Source organism: Bacillus sp. FSL M8-0025, from assembly GCF_037975475.1.
Lineage (GTDB): Bacteria > Bacillota > Bacilli > Bacillales > Bacillaceae > Bacillus > Bacillus subtilis.
The window spans coordinates 3,807,053-3,825,295 of the sequence record NZ_CP150258.1 but is presented as its reverse complement, the minus strand read 5'-3'; the positions used below and the strand labels follow the sequence as shown (position 1 = coordinate 3,825,295).

General features: G+C 45.4%; 19 protein-coding genes. 11 read left to right on the top strand and 8 right to left on the bottom strand.

The features are described from left to right. Positions 1-94 precede the first annotated feature (94 nt). The 5 genes from licR (at position 95) to licH (ending at position 5,507) form a co-directional block, all read left to right on the top strand. Complete coding sequence (gene licR / locus MKX38_RS19755) at positions 95-2,020, top strand: transcriptional regulator LicR (protein WP_069703607.1); 1,926 nt, start codon at positions 95-97, stop codon at positions 2,018-2,020. Between the two features lie 128 nt (positions 2,021-2,148). Continuing rightward, entirely contained in the window at positions 2,149-2,457 is a 309-nt protein-coding gene (gene licB, locus MKX38_RS19750) for a PTS lichenan transporter subunit IIB (protein ID WP_003218755.1), read from the top strand. 15 nt (positions 2,458-2,472) lie between these two features. Next, the gene (licC, locus tag MKX38_RS19745) at positions 2,473-3,831 is read left to right on the top strand and encodes a PTS lichenan transporter subunit IIC (RefSeq protein WP_015250911.1); all 1,359 of its coding nucleotides are present in this window, start codon (positions 2,473-2,475) and stop codon (positions 3,829-3,831) included. An 18-nt stretch (positions 3,832-3,849) separates the two neighbouring features. Beyond that, on the top strand, positions 3,850-4,182 hold the full coding sequence (gene licA / locus MKX38_RS19740; RefSeq protein WP_003227313.1) for a PTS lichenan transporter subunit IIA: 333 nt from the start codon (positions 3,850-3,852) through the stop codon (positions 4,180-4,182). Beyond that, positions 4,179-5,507 carry a 6-phospho-beta-glucosidase LicH gene (licH, locus tag MKX38_RS19735; protein WP_003244285.1) on the top strand — a complete coding sequence of 443 codons (1,329 nt, stop codon included), beginning with the start codon at positions 4,179-4,181 and terminating at the stop codon, positions 5,505-5,507. Before licA ends, licH begins: the two co-directional genes overlap by 4 nt. A gap of 33 nt (positions 5,508-5,540) precedes the next feature. Here licH and MKX38_RS19730 read toward each other — a convergent pair whose 3' ends face one another. The 7 genes from MKX38_RS19730 to MKX38_RS19700 all read right to left on the bottom strand — a co-directional run bounded on the left by MKX38_RS19730 (position 5,541) and on the right by MKX38_RS19700 (position 11,915). Further along, a complete protein-coding gene (locus MKX38_RS19730; RefSeq protein WP_003244231.1) occupies positions 5,541-6,632 on the bottom strand; it encodes a branched-chain amino acid aminotransferase in 1,092 nt (363 codons plus the stop codon). Positions 6,633-6,772: 140 nt separating this feature from the next. Beyond that, positions 6,773-7,531 carry an SDR family oxidoreductase gene (locus MKX38_RS19725; protein WP_339188108.1) on the bottom strand — a complete coding sequence of 253 codons (759 nt, stop codon included), beginning with the start codon at positions 7,529-7,531 and terminating at the stop codon, positions 6,773-6,775. A gap of 90 nt (positions 7,532-7,621) precedes the next feature. Continuing rightward, positions 7,622-8,800, bottom strand: a complete 1,179-nt coding sequence (dltD, locus tag MKX38_RS19720; protein WP_003227323.1) for a D-alanyl-lipoteichoic acid biosynthesis protein DltD — start codon at positions 8,798-8,800, stop codon at positions 7,622-7,624. Further along, positions 8,800-9,036: a D-alanine--poly(phosphoribitol) ligase subunit DltC gene (gene dltC, locus MKX38_RS19715; protein ID WP_003227325.1), complete on the bottom strand. Its 237-nt coding sequence runs from the start codon at positions 9,034-9,036 to the stop codon at positions 8,800-8,802. Before dltC ends, dltD begins: the two co-directional genes overlap by 1 nt. 16 nt (positions 9,037-9,052) lie before the next feature. Beyond that, complete coding sequence (gene dltB, locus MKX38_RS19710; RefSeq protein WP_003227327.1) at positions 9,053-10,240, bottom strand: D-alanyl-lipoteichoic acid biosynthesis protein DltB; 1,188 nt, start codon at positions 10,238-10,240, stop codon at positions 9,053-9,055. Further along, entirely contained in the window at positions 10,237-11,748 is a 1,512-nt protein-coding gene (dltA, locus tag MKX38_RS19705) for a D-alanine--poly(phosphoribitol) ligase subunit DltA (RefSeq protein WP_041054155.1), read from the bottom strand. The genes dltB and dltA overlap by 4 nt, the downstream gene beginning before the upstream one ends. Before the next feature lie 17 nt (positions 11,749-11,765). Beyond that, positions 11,766-11,915, bottom strand: coding sequence for a teichoic acid D-Ala incorporation-associated protein DltX (locus tag MKX38_RS19700; protein WP_003227330.1), 150 nt, complete (start codon positions 11,913-11,915; stop codon positions 11,766-11,768). A 149-nt stretch (positions 11,916-12,064) separates the two neighbouring features. On the opposite strand from MKX38_RS19700, the gene MKX38_RS19695 reads away from it, so the two are divergent. The 6 genes from MKX38_RS19695 to MKX38_RS19670 all read left to right on the top strand — a co-directional run bounded on the left by MKX38_RS19695 (position 12,065) and on the right by MKX38_RS19670 (position 16,691). Beyond that, the gene (locus MKX38_RS19695) at positions 12,065-12,199 is read left to right on the top strand and encodes a hypothetical protein (protein ID WP_003227332.1); all 135 of its coding nucleotides are present in this window, start codon (positions 12,065-12,067) and stop codon (positions 12,197-12,199) included. A gap of 162 nt (positions 12,200-12,361) precedes the next feature. Beyond that, positions 12,362-13,297, top strand: coding sequence for a 1,4-dihydroxy-2-naphthoate polyprenyltransferase (locus tag MKX38_RS19690; RefSeq protein ID WP_015250916.1), 936 nt, complete (start codon positions 12,362-12,364; stop codon positions 13,295-13,297). A gap of 141 nt (positions 13,298-13,438) precedes the next feature. Next, positions 13,439-14,071, top strand: a complete 633-nt coding sequence (gene ywaC / locus MKX38_RS19685) for a GTP pyrophosphokinase YwaC (protein ID WP_003244564.1) — start codon at positions 13,439-13,441, stop codon at positions 14,069-14,071. Positions 14,072-14,200: 129 nt separating this feature from the next. Beyond that, positions 14,201-15,394: an MFS transporter gene (locus tag MKX38_RS19680; RefSeq protein ID WP_191603932.1), complete on the top strand. Its 1,194-nt coding sequence runs from the start codon at positions 14,201-14,203 to the stop codon at positions 15,392-15,394. A 6-nt stretch (positions 15,395-15,400) separates the two neighbouring features. Continuing rightward, positions 15,401-15,784 (top strand): carboxymuconolactone decarboxylase family protein, encoded by a 384-nt coding sequence (locus MKX38_RS19675; protein ID WP_339188106.1) that lies wholly within the window; start codon positions 15,401-15,403, stop codon positions 15,782-15,784. A 67-nt stretch (positions 15,785-15,851) separates the two neighbouring features. Beyond that, positions 15,852-16,691, top strand: coding sequence for a helix-turn-helix transcriptional regulator (locus MKX38_RS19670; protein ID WP_019712842.1), 840 nt, complete (start codon positions 15,852-15,854; stop codon positions 16,689-16,691). A gap of 48 nt (positions 16,692-16,739) precedes the next feature. On the opposite strand, the gene ywaD is transcribed toward MKX38_RS19670, so the two are convergent. Continuing rightward, entirely contained in the window at positions 16,740-18,107 is a 1,368-nt protein-coding gene (gene ywaD, locus MKX38_RS19665) for an aminopeptidase YwaD (protein ID WP_167408537.1), read from the bottom strand. Positions 18,108-18,243 lie beyond the last annotated feature (136 nt).

The window sequence follows — 18,243 nt, the reverse complement described above, 5'->3', positions numbered from 1 at the left end:
TCCATTATAGAATTTATATACATTTCGCATCCCTTCATCATCCTTTCTGCCTATTCACTGAATCCCTGCATCTACTAGTTAGGAGGTTTTTCTCATGCTTCATGGGCGACTACGTGATATTCTGCGCTTGCTGATGGCGGCTGAAGCCCCGGTGACAAGTTCGTTTTTTGCCGCGCAATTAAACGTAACGACGCGGACAGTCCGCAATGATATAAAGGAACTTCAAGGTGTGCTAAGCGGCCACGGTGCCTTTGTACAATCTGTAAGAGGCTCCGGCTACAAGCTCCGCATTGATGACGAGCAAGTATTCAGAACACTGCTGCAAGATGAATTTCAGCAAAAAAAGGGCCTGCCGGTATTGCCGGAGGAGAGAATGGCCTATCTTATGAAACGTCTGCTGCTGGCGGACCATTATCTCAAGCTCGATGAACTTGCTGAAGAACTATTTATCTCAAAATCTACACTCCAAACGGATTTAAAGGAAGTAAAGAAACGTCTGCTGCCTTACCGCATCGTCATGGAAACACGTCCGAATTACGGCTTCAAGCTGCGCGGGGACGAGGTGCAGATGAGGTACTGCATGGCGGAGTACATTGTTGATGAAAGAGAAACGGAGATAGATGTTTTAAATGAAAAGGCTGATATTTTGCCAAAAGAAGAAATTGAGATCATCCGTTCCGCCATCTTGAAAAAAATGAAAAACGACCGCATCCCTCTGTCCAACATGGGACTGAATAACCTCATTATCCATATCGCTATCGCCTGTAAACGGATCAGAACGGAAAACTATGTTTCTCTTTTCCCGAAAGATATGGATCATATCCTGCATCAAAAGGAGTACCAGGCTGCAGAAGCCATCGTAAAAGAGCTGGAATCAAAGCTTGCCGTTACGTTTCCGAAAGACGAGACGGCCTACATCACCATGCATCTCCTTGGCACAAAACGAATGACACAATCACAATGCGGAGAGGACACATTTTCAATAGAAGAGGAAACCGATCAGCTGACACTTGCCATGATCAAAGCTGTTGATCGTGAACTGAAGCTTGGCATCCTGCATGACAAAGAGCTGAAAATCGGCTTGGCACTGCATATGAAGCCGGCGATCAGCCGCAACCGATACGGCATGAATCTTCGAAATCCGATGCTGGCAGCGATCAAGGAACATTATCCACTCGCTTTTGAAGCCGGGATCATTGCCGGAATCGTGATAAAGGAACAAACGGGTATTGAGATTCATGAAAACGAAATTGGATATTTGGCTCTCCACTTTGGCGCCGCGATTGAACGAAAAAAAACAGAAAGCCCGCCGAAACGCTGTATCATTGTATGCGCATCGGGAGCCGGAAGCGCCCAGCTTCTGCGCGAAAAACTGCGTTCCCATTTCGGCAAGCGGCTCGATATTCTTGGAACGGCTGAGTATTATAGTCTTGATCAAATGTCCTACGAATCAATTGATTTTGTCATCAGCACCATTCCGATTAAAAAAGAGCTCCCTGTACCAGTACTGAAGGTTAACACCATCTTAGGCGGAACTGACTTTACAAAAATAGAATCTATTCTGAGTGATGAAAAGGAAAAAGCCAATCGCTACCTAAAAAAAGAACTCGTTTTTTTTCAGGAGGATCTGCGCTCAAAAGAAGAAGTGATTCAATTTTTAGGGCAGAAAGTGGTCGAATGCGGCTTTGCCGATGAAGAAATCATAGATTCCATTTTTGAAAGAGAAGACATGTCGCCAACGTGTTTTGGCAATCTTGTTGCCATCCCGCACCCGCTTGTTCCGCAGACGAAAACAACGTTTTGGGCCGTTTGTACGCTCAAAAAACCAATCGATTGGGAGAGTCAGCGAGTTCAGTTTGTCTGTCTGCTTTGTGTCGAAAAGGAGAACAAAGCGGATTTGCAAAGCATGTATAAACTGCTTGGCAGCATTTTGGATGACCCGGCGGCGGTGAACCAGCTGATCAAATGCCGTTCATATCAAGAGCTTTCGGATGTGTTTGACCAAAAAATGCTGAGCTGACAGCCTGTATATACCTTTTTTCCGTTGCCTGCGGAAAAACCCTGAGTGTTTATGAAAGCGATTTCATAATATGATGATAGCAACAGCAGGACATTACAAAATTGATCAAACTCTAGGGGGTCTTTTACATGAATATATTACTCGTTTGTGCAGCAGGCATGTCTACTAGTTTACTGGTGAGCAAGATGGAAAAAAGTGCGCAGGAACAGGGAAAAGACTATACCATTTGGGCAGTTTCAGGCGATTCTGTACAAAATCATATCGATAAAGCGGATGTATTGCTTCTCGGTCCGCAAGTCCGTTACATGCTTCCACAGCTCAAAAAATTAGGAGAGTCAAAGGGGGTTCCGGTAGACGTCATTAATACCGTCCATTATGGCACGTGCAATGGGGCGGAAGTGCTGAAATCAGCTGAACAGCTTGGACATGTGTCATAGAGAGGGGCGGGCTATGTGAATAAAGTCAATCAGATCTTAGAAGAAAAGGTCATGCCTATAGCGGGAAGAATTGCGGGACAGCGTCATTTGCAGGCGCTGCGTGATGGTATCATCCTCACGATGCCCCTGATTATCATCGGTTCCTTTTTCCTCATCATTGGCAACCTCCCGATCCCGGGATACGCTGAGTTTATGGCAAAAACGTTTGGCAGCTCCTGGTCTGAAAAACTGGCCTACCCAGTCGACGCGACCTTTGAAATTATGGGTCTTGTCGCCGCGTTCGGCATCGCCTACCGGCTCGCCGAGAAATACGGCGTTGATGCCTTGTCGGCCGGAGCCATTTCCCTTGCGGCATTTTTATTAGCAACACCTTATCAAGTGCCGTTTATGCCGGATGGCGCGACGAAAGAAATCATGGTTGGCGGCGGGATTCCGCTTTCGCTCATGGGAAGCAAAGGCCTGTTTGTCGCCATGATTATCGCAATGGTGTCCACAGAGATTTACCGCCTCATTATCCAGCGCAATTTAGTCTTCAAAATGCCGGATGGTGTTCCGCCGGCGGTAAGCAAGTCATTTGTCGCGTTAATCCCCGGCTTTGCCGTCATCTTCCTGATTTGGGCAGCCCGGCTGATTGTTGAAGCGACACCGTTTGAAAGCCTTCATAATATTGTAAGCGTTTTATTGGGGACTCCGCTTTCCATTCTGGGAGGAAGCCTTGGAGGAAGCCTTGTCGCCGAAGCCGTCAAAATGCTTTTATGGGCCTGCGGCCTTCACGGTGCAAACATTGTCGGCGGCGTCATGGCACCGATTTGGTACGGCGCAATGGATGCCAACCGGATCGCATTCCAAGCCGGTGAGGAGCTTCCTAAGATTTTCACCCAGCAATTTTTCGATATCTGGGTCAATATCGGCGGAAGCGGCGCCACATTGGCACTGGTTGTCACGATGTTCCTGCGCGCCCGAAGCAAACAAATGAAGCAGCTCGGCAAGCTTGCGGTCGGCCCGGCCATCTTCAATATTAACGAACCGATTATATTCGGAATGCCGATCGTCATGAACCCAATGCTCTTACTTCCGTTTATCATCACGCCGCTTGTCACAGTGACACTTACGTACATCGGAATGAGCACCGGCCTTGTCGCCAAACCGGCGGGTATCGCAGTGCCGTGGACCATGCCGCCGATCTTTTCAGGCTATTTGGCGACTGGAGGAAAAGTCTCAGGCGCGGTCATGCAAGCCATTAATATTGCCGTGTCCTTTGTTGTCTACTATCCATTCTTCAGAATGTGGGATAAGCAGAAGCTGAAAGAAGAAAACGATCTGGAGCTGGTCCAAACGCCTGCAGCATCAGATGACAAAGAAGCGGCTCTGTAGAGAAAGGAAGTGAATCGCGTGAATGAGGAAATGGAACAAATCATTTTTCAAATCATCCTTCACGGAGGAAACGGTAGGAGCTCCGCAATGGAGGCCATTGCCGCTGCGAAAAGCGGTGACGCAGAAGAAGCGCGGAAAAAGCTTCAAGACGCTGCTGAAGAATTGTCAAAAGCCCATCATTATCAGACAGAGCTGATCCAAAATGAAGCGGGCGGAGAAAAGACGGAAATGACGCTTCTGATGGTTCATGCACAGGATCATTTAATGAATGCAATGACAGTGAAGGATATGGCTGCAGAGATCATTGAGTTATATGAAAAAATCACCGAGCAAAGGGGAGCAAGCATATGACAAAAGGATTGAAGATTGTAACGATTGGCGGAGGTTCAAGCTATACGCCCGAGCTAGTGGAAGGGTTCATTAAACGGTATGATGAGCTGCCTGTGCGCGAATTATGGCTTGTCGATATCCCTGAGGGCGAAGAAAAGCTGAATATTGTCGGCACACTCGCCAAACGGATGGTTGAAAAAGCTGGCGTCCCGATTGACATTCATCTTACGCTCGACCGGAGAAAAGCGCTGAAAGACGCAGACTTTGTCACGACTCAATTCCGCGTCGGACTTTTGCAGGCAAGAGCAAAGGATGAGCGCATTCCGCTAAAATACGGAGTGATTGGCCAGGAAACAAACGGCCCGGGAGGCCTGTTTAAAGGATTGCGCACAATTCCGGTCATCCTTGAGATCGCAAAGGACATAGAAGAGCTTTGCCCGAACGCTTGGCTTGTTAACTTCACAAACCCTGCCGGCATGGTAACAGAAGCCTTGCTTCGCTACTCCAACCTGAAGAAAGTCGTCGGTCTCTGTAATGTTCCAATCGGCATCAAAATGGGCGTAGCCAAAGCGCTTGATGTAGATGTGGACCGCGTAGAAGTCCAATTCGCCGGACTGAACCATATGGTATTCGGGCTGGATGTTTTCTTGGACGGCGTAAGTGTGAAGGAGCAAGTCATCGAGGCGATGGGCGACCCGAAAAACGCGATGACGATGAAAAATATCTCAGGCGCCGAATGGGAACCGGATTTCTTAAAAGCGCTCAATGTCATCCCTTGCGGCTATCACCGTTACTATTTCAAAACAAAAGAGATGCTGGAGCACGAACTGGAAGCATCACAAACGGAGGGCACCCGCGCAGAAGTCGTACAGAAGGTCGAAAAAGAGCTGTTCGAGCTTTATAAAGATCCGAACCTTGCGATCAAACCGCCGCAGCTGGAAAAACGGGGCGGAGCTTACTACAGTGATGCAGCATGTAACTTAATCAGCTCCATTTATAATGATAAACATGACATTCAGCCGGTGAACACAATCAATAATGGTGCAATAGCGAGCATTCCAGACGATTCCGCAGTTGAAGTGAACTGTGTGATGACGAAAACTGGCCCTAAGCCAATTGCTGTCGGCGACTTGCCGGTGTCTGTCCGTGGCCTCGTCCAGCAAATCAAATCCTTTGAACGTGTCGCGGCAGAAGCGGCAGTTACAGGTGACTACCAAACTGCACTCCTTGCCATGACGATTAACCCGCTTGTCCCGTCCGATACTGTGGCCAAACAGATTTTAGACGAAATGCTGGAGGCGCACAAAGCGTATCTGCCGCAGTTTTTCAACAAAATTGAAGCGTAAAAAAAGCCGGCCTGTAATGGGCCGGCTTTTTTCTTACTTGCTTTCAGTCAGCGCTGCGACTTCGGTCGTCCATCCGAATTCGTCTGCGACAGCGCCTTTTTGAATGCCTGTAATCGTGTCATATAGTTTTTTTGCGATTTCTCCTGTTTCACCGTTGTTGATCGAAAGTGTTTCATCCTGCCAGATCAGCTCGCCGACTGGGGAAATAACAGCTGCTGTACCTGTTCCGAAGGCTTCTTCCAGGATGCCGTCTTTATGGGCTTGGATGACCTCATCGATCGCAATTTTTCGTTCTGAAACTTGAAGGCCCCAATGCTTAAGCAAGGCGATGACTGAATTGCGCGTAATGCCTTCCAGGATGCTCCCGTTCAGCATCGGTGTTACGATTTCACCGTTGATTTTGAAGAAGATGTTCATGCTTCCAACTTCTTCGATGTATTTCTTCTCAATGCCGTCCAGCCAGAGTACTTGAGAAAATCCTTTCTCTTCGGCTACCTGCTGCGCTTTTAAGCTTGAAGCATAGTTTCCTGCGGTTTTGGCATTTCCTGTTCCGCCTTTTACCGCACGGACAAATTCACTTTCAACAGCGATTTTGACTGGCTTAATGCCTTCTTTGTAATAAGAGCCGACCGGAGAAAGAATGATCAAGAGCTTATACGTATGAGATGCCGCAACACCAAGGAAAGGCTCGGTTGCGATGATGAACGGACGGATGTAAAGGGACGTGCCCTCCGCATTTGGAATCCAGTCTTTATCAATTGCGACAAGCTGCTTTAAGCCTTCAAGAACCTGTTCTTCATCAATTTGCGGGATGCAGAGGCGGTCGTTTGATTGATTCAGGCGTTCCATATTTTTTTCCGGTCTGAAAAGCAGAACATGGTCATCCTCTGACACGTAAGCCTTTAACCCTTCAAACACGGTTTGGCCGTAGTGATAGACCATTGCGGCCGGATCCATTGATAAGGGCTGATAAGGAATGATTCTTGGATCGTACCAACCTTTATCTGCCGCATAGTCCATTACAAACATGTGGTCTGTAAACACTCTTCCGAACGAAAGCTGATTTGGGTCTGGTTTCGGTTTTTTTGTTGATGTCAATTCAACGCGAATCGTTTGTTTAGTCATGGTCAATCTCCCTGCTGTTAAATTGTTTATATTATCAAACTTATTTGAAAATAATTATATTCTATTGTATACCTTCAACAAATAATCGCAATAGGTTTGCTCAAATTTGTAAGAAATTCATATGAAAAAAGCAGGAGAAATTAATTCTCCTGCGTGTTCATTTGCTCGAATAACCTGTCATAATCGGCGCGAGTGGCATCACGAAGACCTTCAACACGTTCATTTGTAATCTCCTGTTTGCCTTCCTTCAAGCCGTCCAAGAAATATTGAACATATTCTTCAGATGAAATGCCCCGGTACGTCAGGCCTTGTTTATCGCGTGATTTTTGGTTTAAGCCCGTGTCCACCATAGGAGGTGCCATTTCAATCACTTCCACGCTCGTGTCGCGGAGCTGGTGTCTGAGCGTAAGCGAGAACGAGTGAAGTGCCGCTTTTGTTGCGCAGTACACCGGATAAACAGCTAACGGGTTAAACGCAAGCCCGGATGTGACCTGAACGATTGCCGCCTCGGGCTGCTTCATCAAATGAGGTGTGAAAAGGGCGGATAAATGGACAGGCGCTTGGAAATTAAGTTCAATTTCATCACCGTCCACAAAAAGCTCCTCTGTCCCTTTTTTAAAGTCAATTTCCTTTTGAATGCCGGCGTTGTTGACGAGAACATTCAAGTTCGGATATTCCTTTAAAGCCCATTCATACAATGCTTCCCGCTGCGAACGGTCTGCAACATCACATTGCTTTGTATGGATGTTTGGGAGCTGCTGCTTCGCTTCTGCAAGACATGCTTCGCTGCGTCCGCAAATGATAACTTCATTGCCAATTTCCAGCAGGCGCTTGGCCAGTTCAAGCCCGATGCCAGCAGAACCCCCTGTGATTAAAACCGTATTGCCTGTCATCTTCATTGGATGTAACACCTCTTAATTAAGTTGGCTGTGATTCCTTTACTATTTCAAATCTTAGCAGGAAATATGCAGCCGCGTCCTATGAGATGCTCAGGATGAAGTGACTTTTCCGGTTTTATAAAATTCGTCAATTGCTTTATCGACATACACCCAGCCTTTCCAGCCGATGTGAATGGTGTCTTTCATGAAATACGGGTCATATTCATGCCCTGAGAAATCAGCAACCTGGAAGCCCTTCGCTCTGATTTGTTTATTTACCTTTTTGTAATAGTCAGTGCGTCCTTTTTTCGGGAAGCCCGTGTAATCGTACCATTTCCCGTTAACAGGAATGGTGACAAACATAGGCTCTGCGCCCGCATCCTTCAGGATATCGAGCATCATTTCAAAGTCGCCATATTCCGGTGACACCGCATACGATCTTCCTTTGTTTTTCCCTTTCAGCTTAGGCACTTTCGGCTTCAGCTTTTTATAGACAGGGTTGTCGATGTGAAAATCGTTAGAACCGGAGTGGCGTTTGCCTGATTGATCCGCTAGTTTATTCAATTCAGACCATGACTTATCCTTTACTGACTGCGAGATATAGCGCTTTGGCCCGGATGATTCTGTCGTTGAATAATACAGATCTTTCTTTTCCAGCATGCTGTAATACACTTTCGCCGCCGGCTTCAGCGCGTTCACTTTCCACGTCTGACCGTTTACCATTGCTTTGTACAGCTCAGAAAGAATGGCATCGTTTTGCACAGCCTTAAAGCGAAGCATGCGTTTCATCATTTTCTTTTTAATTTCAGGATCGATCTGATCGTTAAATGCCAAATCAAGCCCTTGCAGCGCAGAATAGTTCGGCGCGAAATGCTGTTCATCAGACCCGCGCTTAATAAACCATTGCGGAGACACGATGAATACGATTTTTTTGCCCTTCAGCTGATCCATATGGGCAGCGAAGTTTAAAGAATGAATCAATGACTGGGATCCGCCTTTGCCGACAAGGTATGGCGTGAATCCCTCATTGTTTACCTGAAAATAATTAGATGGGTGGAACTCGTCCAGCCGAGAAAGCTCAGAAGACCCGTAAATCGGAAGATATGTCGGATCTTTGAGCATCTGATCTTGTAAATATAGCCCTTGAAACATACTCGGATTCAAGGCTGTTGCTGACTCTTTCACACGCTTATCGGTGATGAAGCCTGTCAGCCATGAAGATGGAATTGCGATGGCGCCTGCGAATAGAATAAACGCCAAAATAATTGGACCGAAAAAACGCTTTTTCATTATTTCAACTCAGACAGCTGATTTACAATGTTGTTAGGTGTATTCCAAACGTCCCGGTCAAATTCAGTGATCGGCACTAAAATATCAAAACGGTTTTCAATCGCAAGCAGCAATTCTACTGTTCCAAAAGAATCAAGCAAACCTTCTTCAAAAATTTCAATATCAGGATTTTCCTTTACGATGTCATCCTGGCAAACCTCTGCTAAAACGTCTAATACCTCTTGTTTAAAATCCATAGCTTTCTAATCTCCTTTAATGGTGGTGATGAAATGGTTTTCCTGAGAAAATGTAAAACCCGAAGCAAACGAAATGGAATGTGATCACAATAGCGAGAATGGTTGTCCAGCGGTTGGACGGCAGCCATTTATATTTCTTATTCCACTTCTCGAAAAAGTTGTAACACGTCATCAGCACGGCGTGATAGAGGCCGTAAATGATATATTGCGGCGCGAGCCCGTGCCAAACCCCCATCAGCATAAACAGCAGGAAATACCCGATGTTTGAGACGGCCATACGGTTTTTGATCCACTTTTTCTTAGTCATCCAAAATACGAATCTCATAAACACATAATCTCTGAACCAAAATGACAGAGACATATGCCAGCGATTCCAGAAATCTTTAATATTTTTACTGATAAATGGTTTATTAAAGTTTTCTGGTGATTTAATGCCCATAATGTAGCTGACCCCGACGGCAAACATCGTGTAGCCGGCGAAATCAAAGAATAAATACATGCTGTAGCCGTACATGTACAGCAGGTTCCCAAGAATCTTATTGTGCGTGATTGCGGGAAGATTCATGATGAAGTACGTATTGATCGCGTAGCCGATAATAAATTTATACAGGAAACCGATGAAGATTTTATGGATTCCCGTATACAACAGGTCGGCGTATTCTTCTTTCGTCCAAGCCTTCTGTTCATCCTTGACGAACCGGCGGTATCTGTCGATCGGGCCGGAGGAAATCGTCGGGAAAAACAGGATGAAATACAGCAGGCGGTGCAATGGCAGCTGTTCTTTCAGCAGTCCGTCTCTTGCTTCCATAATCAGCTGAACGCCTTTAAAGGTTAAATATGAAATCCCTAAAAAGCTGATCAGGTTATGCGGCGGATGATGCGGCTGCGGGTGTGAAAGAAACGGCCATATTTTTGACAGAAATAAAGGCAGAATAGACGCGATAACAGCCCCGCAAAAGACAAAGCCGCTGTTCGCTTTCTGCCGGTATGCCAGATAGCCGCTGATCAGGAGCACCTGCCATATTGTAAACAGGCACAGCGCGATGACCCCGTGTAAGTCGTGCGAAAAAATTAAAGCCAATATAATGATAGATATGAACATGTTGTATGCTTGAAATCTTTTTCCGTTTAAGCCGAGAATGATCGTCGGCAGAAGAAGAATGCCAAGCAGTATAAAGAATAAAAACGAGCTGTAAGGCGTCATACAAGAACCTCTTCGCCAATGCGTTTTCGGTCAATTTTGCCGTTAGCCGTCATTTGAATGTGATCCTGATAGATAAATTTTCTCGGGATCATATATGCCGGAAGAGAAGCGGCAAGCTCTTTTTTAATAGCGCTTGTCAGCTGGAATTCCTTCTCGAACTCATGCTCCTCAGGCACAATAGCAGCGATCAGGTACTCAACTGTTCCGTTTGGCTGATAAGGAATCACGACAGCAGAGCGAACGTACTGTGACTGTCTGACATGGAACTCGATTTCCTCCAGCTCCATTCGATAGCCGTGAAGTTTAATCTGAAAATCCAAACGTCCTTGGCAGAAAATCTGACCGTCTTGAATAAAGCCGGCATCGCCAGTTCGGTATGCCCACTGGCCTTCATGAGAGAAAAACGCTTTTTCCGTCAGCTCTGGCTCACCAAGGTAGCCTCGGCTTACACTCGGCCCTGCAATGACGATTTCTCCTTTTTCTCCATCAGGAAGCGGCTGTCCCTGTTCATCCATAATGAAAATGTTCATATCTGGTTTGGCGAAGCCCACTGGAAGCGATTCGCTGCGGCTGATGACGTCAGCCGTAATTTCAACCGATGTGACAGCCACTGTCGCTTCAGTCGGGCCGTACGTATTAAAAATCTTCGCTTTCGGAAAACGCTCAAGCAGCGCTTTTGCCACAGAAACCGGAAGAACCTCTCCGCAAAACATAAATGTGTCCGCATGAGGCAGCAGATCCTGTGAAAAACCCGGATCCATCAGGCACATTTGCACAAAGGAAGGTGTTGATGTCCACACATTCAGTCCGGACTTCTTCAGCTCTTCAAATAAGACTTTCGGCTTGTTCACAGCATCCTTTGTCACGCAATGTAAAGTCCCGCCTGATTGAAGGCACGGATATAGGTCCATGACAGACAAATCAAATGAGAACGGCGCTTGGTTTAAAAATATTTTTCCTCCGCTGACTGGAAAGTCTGCACAAATCCAGTCTGTGAAGCTTTGAAGGTTCGCAGCGGAAATCTGCACGCCTTTCGGATTTCCTGTGCTTCCGGAAGTGTAAATGATATAAAACGTTTCGTGTTCTTTGACCCATTGATCTTGGCTGACAGAGCCGCCTTCGTTTTCCAGCAGTTCTTCCGCAGAAACTGTCTGAATCTGCTGGCCGACTGCATCAATTGAGAGTCCTGCTGCATGGATCAGCAATTCTGCTCCAGAGCTTTCGATAATTTTCGCAATCCGTTCGGACGGAATAGACAGGTCAACCGGAATATAAGGATGTCCCGCTTTGACACTTCCCAAGAAGGAAACAAGCATGTGCGGCTCCATGTGGCCGTACACAAGGATAGGAGATTTCTTTTCCCCAGAAATGCGTTTTTGGATCGCGGCAGCCGCGCGGTCAGACTGCTCCCATAATTCCTGATACGTGAGCGACTGGCCTTGAGAGCGGAAGGCATCGGTTTGCGGATAAGTTTCCGCATGTGTTTGAATAGCATGTAAAAGTTTCATAGTTATTCTCTCTCCAATTAGAAATCGTTATAAATATATGAACCGGTATTCGCGGTGTGAAAACCATACATAAAAAACAAAACAAGCAGTATCATCAAATAAAAGCCTGTATGACATGTCCACTTGACAGCGGGTTTTTCATACAGCTGTTTCATTAATTGCAGCATATCAAAAATTCCCTTCCCGTTTTTTCGACAATCACATGATTATTTGACGATCAGATGCTCAAAAAGTTTCATTTTTTCCCTAATCTCCCTCAAATTAATATATCGGCGTATGTTTTTGAAAATGAATCTTTATACCTGCAAGGGCAAGAATGGAATGTTTCGAGCTGATTCATAATAAAGGAAAAGATACCTGGAGTCAAAAGATCTTTTTAACTTTTAAAAAGTGTAATGTACTTAAAAAAATTTTTCTGTACCTGTTTGTTCAAGTGAAAGCAGAAACCTAATGAAATCAGGGCGAGAAGCGTATAATAAGAAAGAAAACGCCTTCTTGCGGTATCTTGTGAAATAAGGGAGAAGTCATTATGATAGATAAGGAAGCAAAAGGAGTTTTTTATTAAGCTGCCGGCTGAAAAAAAGTAAGCCTTTTAATAGAAAGGAAGAGGAAGATGAACCAAACAAATAAGGGTGAGGGTCAGACAGCGCCGCAAAAAGAAAGCATGGGGCAGATCCTTTGGCAGTTAACCCGTCCTCATACGTTAACCGCATCGTTTGTGCCTGTGCTGCTCGGAACCGTTTTGGCGATGTTTTATGTGAAGGTTGATCTGCTGCTGTTTTTGGCTATGCTGTTTTCTTGCCTATGGATCCAGATCGCGACGAACTTATTTAATGAATACTATGATTTTAAACGCGGATTAGATACAGCAGAATCAGTCGGAATCGGAGGGGCAATTGTACGCCACGGAATGAAGCCTAAAACGATTTTGCAATTAGCTCTGGCCTCATACGGGATTGCCATTTTGCTCGGTGTCTATATTTGTGCGAGCAGCAGCTGGTGGCTTGCGCTGATCGGCCTTGTCGGCATGGCGATCGGCTATCTGTATACAGGTGGGCCGCTGCCGATTGCGTACACGCCGTTCGGTGAATTATTCTCAGGCATTTGCATGGGTTCGGTGTTTGTGCTGATTTCGTTTTTCATTCAGACAGATATGATCAACACGCAAAGCATTTTGATTTCCATCCCGATTGCGATTCTTGTCGGCGCGATTAACCTGTCGAACAACATTCGTGATATTGAAGAGGACAAAAAAGGCGGACGCAAAACATTGGCGATTTTGATGGGGCATAAGGGAGCTGTTACTCTGTTAGCTGCGTCGTTTGCCGTCGCTTATATCTGGGTTGTCGGCTTGGTTATTACCGGTGCCGCAAGCCCATGGCTGTTTGTCGTCTTTTTAAGCGTGCCTAAGCCGGTTCAAGCAGTGAAGGGCTTCGTCCAAAAAGAAATGCCGATGAATATGATTGTCGCAATGAAATCAACAGCCCAAACAAATACATTTTTCGGATTCCTGCTCTCGATCGGATTATTGATCAGCTATTTCCGATAATAAAAAAGATCGCTCGTTTCGTGCGGTCTTTTTTTGTTACAATCGACCGCATTTTGTAAAAAAATTCATAGAACCTTGCAGCAGACAGGGACGTCTAGTACATGGACAGCGGATAAAGTTCCGTTAAAGGAGATGACGAAAATGGATCTATCTGTAACACATATGGACGATTTAAAAACAGTAATGGAAGATTGGAAAAATGAATTATTAGTTTATAAATTTGCGCTAGATGCGCTTGATACAAAGTTCTCAATTATCAGCCAGGAATATAACCTCATTCACGGACACAACCCGATTGAACATACAAAATCCCGTGTCAAAAGCTTTGAAAGCATCGTGAATAAGTTAATGAGAAAGGGTTGTGAGATTACGACGAAGGAAATGAAGGAGCATATTCACGACATTGCCGGCGTGCGCATCATCTGTTCCTTTATTTCTGACATTTATAATGTCGTGAATGTGTTGAAGCAGCATGAAGATTTGAGAATCGTAAAGGTAAAGGATTATATCCAGACACCCAAACCGAATGGCTATCGAAGCCTGCATTTAATCATTGAGATGCCTGTGAATTTAACGAACCGTGTGGAATACGTCAAAGCAGAAATTCAAATCCGGACAATCGCGATGGATTTCTGGGCGAGCCTTGAACATAAAATTTATTATAAATTGAACAATGACGTTCCTAAGCAATTAACAGATGAGCTGAAAGAAGCCGCGGAGATTGCCCATTACCTAGATGAGAAAATGCTGGGGATTAAGAAAGAAGTGGATTGATAACAAAAGCGAAGCCTGACAGGGTTTCGCTTTTTTGCTTTGCTTGCTAGTACTTTTTATACCAGTATAAACTCACTTCTGTTTCCATGATTGAACCTGCTTTATCATGCATGAAGAAAGGAGGTAAACATGAACCATTCCATTTCATTATCGAGAGGTTTGATTTTTCTTATCGCGGTGACTAGCGGGTTTACGGTAGCCAATGTCTATATCAATCAAACATTGCTTGTCAGCATGGCAGGCACGTTTCATATGACGCCGGCACAAGCTGGGATGATTGCTACATTGGCGCAGATTGGCTATGCGGCGGGGAACCTTCTGCTTGTTCCATTGGGAGATCTTTTTGAACGCCGCCGCTTAATTGTGAGCCTGCTATTCTTAGTGGGGGTTTGTTCGGCCGCTTCAGCGTTAGCTGTAAGCTTTCCATGGCTAGTCATCACAAATTTATTATTGGGATTCTTCACGATTATTCCTCAAATCCTTGTGCCGTTTGCGGCAGGTTTAGCAAATGACAGGAACAGAGGAAAAGTACTCGGAAACGTAGCCATCGGCTTGGTTTGCGGAATTTTAGGGGCGAGAGTGGTCAGCGGGGCGATAGATGCCCATTATGGCTGGCGCGTGATGTATTGGATTGCCTGTGCAGCAGCCGTCATCATTATGTTGATTATTCACTTCTGCTTTCCGAAAAGCAAAGGGACACATGCATTTCATTACGGAAAACTCATTTCTTCATTATTTCCGCTTTTGATCAAGGAGAAAGTGTTAAGAAAAGCATGTGTAAACCAAGGCTTCATGTTCGGCGCCTTCAGTTTATTTTGGACGACGTTAGTGTTTATGGTGAGTGAACCTCCATTCTCGTTTGGCAGCCAGACTGCCGGAACAATCGGTTTGGTGGGAATTGGCGGGGCCTTTGCAACTCCGCTGATCGGCCGGATTATTGATCAAAAAGGAGCTGCTTTTTCCAACAAGCTTTGTATGTCTTTTACCTTATTGTCATTTGTTTTATTAATGGCAGGCCAGACTTCATTGATTGTGATTGTATTGGGCGCTTTATTCATCACCATGGGCATTCAGGCGAATCAGGTGGCGTGTCAGGCGGAGATTTTCCAATTGTCGGCTGAAATGAGAAGCAGATTGAATGGCCTCTTTATGGTCAGCACGTTTTTAGGCGGCGCCTTGGGATCGTATGCAGGAGGTGCAGTCTGGATGCTGTTTCATTGGAACGGTGTTTGTATTCTGGGGATGATCATGGTCGGTATTGCCTTCAGTTCAAGGATTACCATAAATCGTACTACTAAAAAAACGATATTGGAAGGGAGATAGAAGCTGGTGCGAACAAGTGAACGTTATAAAAAAGGGTTAGATATTCTGAAACAAATTGATGAGGAGAACTATGAAGCGATCGTGGGCAATTTTAAACATTCCATCGCTCCGGACCTTGGTGTGCTTGCCGTGGAGTTTAACTACGGTCAGATTTTTTCAAGACCAGGTCTTGATCTGAAATCCAGATTATTAGCAACCGTTGCTGGATTGACTGCATTGGGCAATACCCAGCAGCTAAAATTCTATATTAACGGAGCCCTGAATGTCGGATGGACACAAGAAGAACTCATAGAAGTCATGATGCAGATGATAATTTACTCAGGTTTCCCGAATGCACTGAATACCATTCTTCCTGTGGCCGCTGAAGTATTTGGAGAACGAAACAAATAATATAAAAACCTTCTCCTTTTTATGTAGAATACTAATAGGAAATTCTATGCAGAAGGAGAGTGTGTATGTGGACAGTATGGCAGAAAAACGGAAAGAGCTAGGGGAGTTTTTAAAACTGAAAAGGGCACAGCTTTCTCCGCAAGAATTTGGATTGCCTATGGGCACCAGAAGGAAAACAACAGGCTTGAGAAGAGAGGAATTGGCCCAGCTGTCCGGTATAGGTGTCACATGGTACACATGGCTGGAGCAGGGAAGGGATATTCGGGTATCGACACAGGTACTGGAAAGCATATCGAGAGTGCTCAAATTGAATTATGAGGAAAAACGTCATGTCTTTCTGTTGGCTGGCCATCATGTTCCTTTAGATGATCAGGATGAAGATAATAAGAGCCTTCCTCTGGCTGTGCGGCACTTTATTGATCATTTAACCAATTGCCCTGTTTATGTGACTGACGAAAAGTGGGACGTTATTGCTTGGAACACAGCAGCTTGTGCTGTGTTCGGCAATTTTGGCCAAATGGGCAGTAAGGAAAGGAACGCCATATGGCGATGTTTCACCTCGAAGGAGTATCGGGATCTGCTTGACGACTGGGAAAGCCACGCCAAAAAACTTATCGCACAGTTTCGATCGACAGCCAGCCGGTTTCTTGGGGAAGCATGGATAAAAGAGCTGATCGATGAGTTAACTGAAAGAAGCCCGGAATTTAAAAAATGGTGGAACCACCACGAAGTATTAGGCACACACGCAGGAGAAAAAGTACTTCATCACCCGGCAGCCGGAACAATGGTGATGGAGCATATGACATTACAAATATATGACTCTCCTGATTTGAAACTGACCATTTATCGCCCGTTAGAAAAAGAAAATACAGTTGATAAACTGAAAGCTTTACTTATAGACGGCTAAACAGCTGATCATTATAAAAAAAAGACGGCACCCAAGTGCCGTCTTTTTTTATTTGATATCTTCAAAAATGTCAGATGCTTTCGCCTTCATTTGTTTCTTAATGGTTTTCGGTTTCTTCTCTTTTTTCACAGCCTCATAGACAGCGGCTGTCACAAGATCGCCTGCTTGCTGGAGGCGTTCTTTGCTGATATGTTCGATCGAGTCTTCAGGGGTATGATACCACGGCTCAACTTCTTCTGTTTCCGGGTCTCCCCAAATAAAGTTGGCGGAATCAATGCCGGCTTCGTGGAATGGCACATGATCAGATGATCCTCCCTGTGTCAGAGACAGGCTGTCAAACCCAATTTTTTCAGCAGCCGTATGGCTGGATTCCCAAACATAGTTAGATTGGCCATCCAATGTGTTGACATACAGCTCAGACGCTTTTTCCCAGCTTGTGCCTACCATATCTAAGTTGAAGTTCACTTCGCTTCGTTTCAGCTCTTTTTCCGATAGATGATCTACATAGTGAGAGGAGCCGAGCAGGCCGAGCTCTTCGGCGCCGAAAGCGATAAAGCGGATTTCTTTATCAGATGGAACGCTTTTTAAGACACGCGCCATCTCCAGCATAACAGAGGTTCCTGAGCCGTTGTCATTTGCTCCGGGTGAAAAAGGAACACTGTCGTAATGGGCCGTCACGTACACAATGTCTGGATGTTTGATGTTCTTTGGTTTTTTGATTCCGATGATATTCTGGGAGGTTTGGTTTGTGAATGCTTTTAGTTTTAAGGTGGCTTCTTTTTGCTGGGTAAGTGCTTCACCGTCTTCTTTCTTAATGCCGACGACCGGAATGCCGACTTTATTTCCCGACAGGTTTGGCGTCATAGGCACGAGGCTTTCTTTGTTGTTATAAATGATGACAGCTTTTGCTCCGGCGGCTTCGGCATTTTTGGCTTTCTCGTAATAAGTCAGGTCTCCTCTGGAAATTAAGGCGATTTTGCCCTTGGCGTCAGCGGTAAAGTCCTTTTGATAGCCCAATCCCGCATTGTAAAGCGGGGCCGTCAGTCCTTGTTCCTCAGTCGGAGCTGAGCCGGACGCCGCTTGGAGAAGAATATCGCGTCCTGCTGAAGACAGTGTTCCCTCAAGCCGGTCAGGAATGTTGAATCGTTGAACCTTCACATCAAGCTTTAATTTTCTCAAGGATGAGGCGATCAATAGGGCGCTCTTTTTTTCAGCTGCAGTTCCGGCTATTCTGGGGCCGATTGCTTCACTTAGCTGAGAAATGGTAGAGTACGCATGCTTTGCTTTGAATGGAAGCTCGTGCTCGCTATTTGATATTTGTACAGCGTGCGCGGCCGGGGTGACACTCTGTGCCGGCAAGAGCAGTGTGCCGGCAGTTAAAACAGCCATCGTCATGACAGTCAAAAGCTTTTTCATCAAAAATAAACCTCCCCTAAATGTATGGTTGGGGAATATTTCGGGATGCTAAAGGAGTTTCCTGCAAGATGAAGAGCGTTTTTGAAAAGACAGTGCTTTATACCTGCAAAAAAACGCTTATGAATGAAGGGTCATA

Excerpts from the sequence above, each read along its gene's own strand:
- licR (WP_069703607.1), top strand. The coding sequence starts at position 95 with ATGCTTCATGGGCGACTACGTGATATTCTGCGCTTGCTGATGGCGGCT.
- licB (WP_003218755.1), top strand. The coding sequence starts at position 2,149 with ATGAATATATTACTCGTTTGTGCAGCAGGCATGTCTACTAGTTTACTG.
- licH (WP_003244285.1), top strand. The coding sequence starts at position 4,179 with ATGACAAAAGGATTGAAGATTGTAACGATTGGCGGAGGTTCAAGCTAT.
- MKX38_RS19730 (WP_003244231.1), bottom strand. The coding sequence starts at position 6,632 with ATGACTAAACAAACGATTCGCGTTGAATTGACATCAACAAAAAAACCG.
- MKX38_RS19725 (WP_339188108.1), bottom strand. The coding sequence starts at position 7,531 with ATGAAGATGACAGGCAATACGGTTTTAATCACAGGGGGTTCTGCTGGC.
- dltD (WP_003227323.1), bottom strand. The coding sequence starts at position 8,800 with ATGAAAAAGCGTTTTTTCGGTCCAATTATTTTGGCGTTTATTCTATTC.
- dltC (WP_003227325.1), bottom strand. The coding sequence starts at position 9,036 with ATGGATTTTAAACAAGAGGTATTAGACGTTTTAGCAGAGGTTTGCCAG.
- dltB (WP_003227327.1), bottom strand. The coding sequence starts at position 10,240 with ATGACGCCTTACAGCTCGTTTTTATTCTTTATACTGCTTGGCATTCTT.
- dltA (WP_041054155.1), bottom strand. The coding sequence starts at position 11,748 with ATGAAACTTTTACATGCTATTCAAACACATGCGGAAACTTATCCGCAA.
- MKX38_RS19700 (WP_003227330.1), bottom strand. The coding sequence starts at position 11,915 with ATGCTGCAATTAATGAAACAGCTGTATGAAAAACCCGCTGTCAAGTGG.
- MKX38_RS19695 (WP_003227332.1), top strand. The coding sequence starts at position 12,065 with ATGGAATGTTTCGAGCTGATTCATAATAAAGGAAAAGATACCTGGAGT.
- MKX38_RS19690 (WP_015250916.1), top strand. The coding sequence starts at position 12,362 with ATGAACCAAACAAATAAGGGTGAGGGTCAGACAGCGCCGCAAAAAGAA.
- ywaC (WP_003244564.1), top strand. The coding sequence starts at position 13,439 with ATGGATCTATCTGTAACACATATGGACGATTTAAAAACAGTAATGGAA.
- MKX38_RS19680 (WP_191603932.1), top strand. The coding sequence starts at position 14,201 with ATGAACCATTCCATTTCATTATCGAGAGGTTTGATTTTTCTTATCGCG.
- ywaD (WP_167408537.1), bottom strand. The coding sequence starts at position 18,107 with ATGAAAAAGCTTTTGACTGTCATGACGATGGCTGTTTTAACTGCCGGC.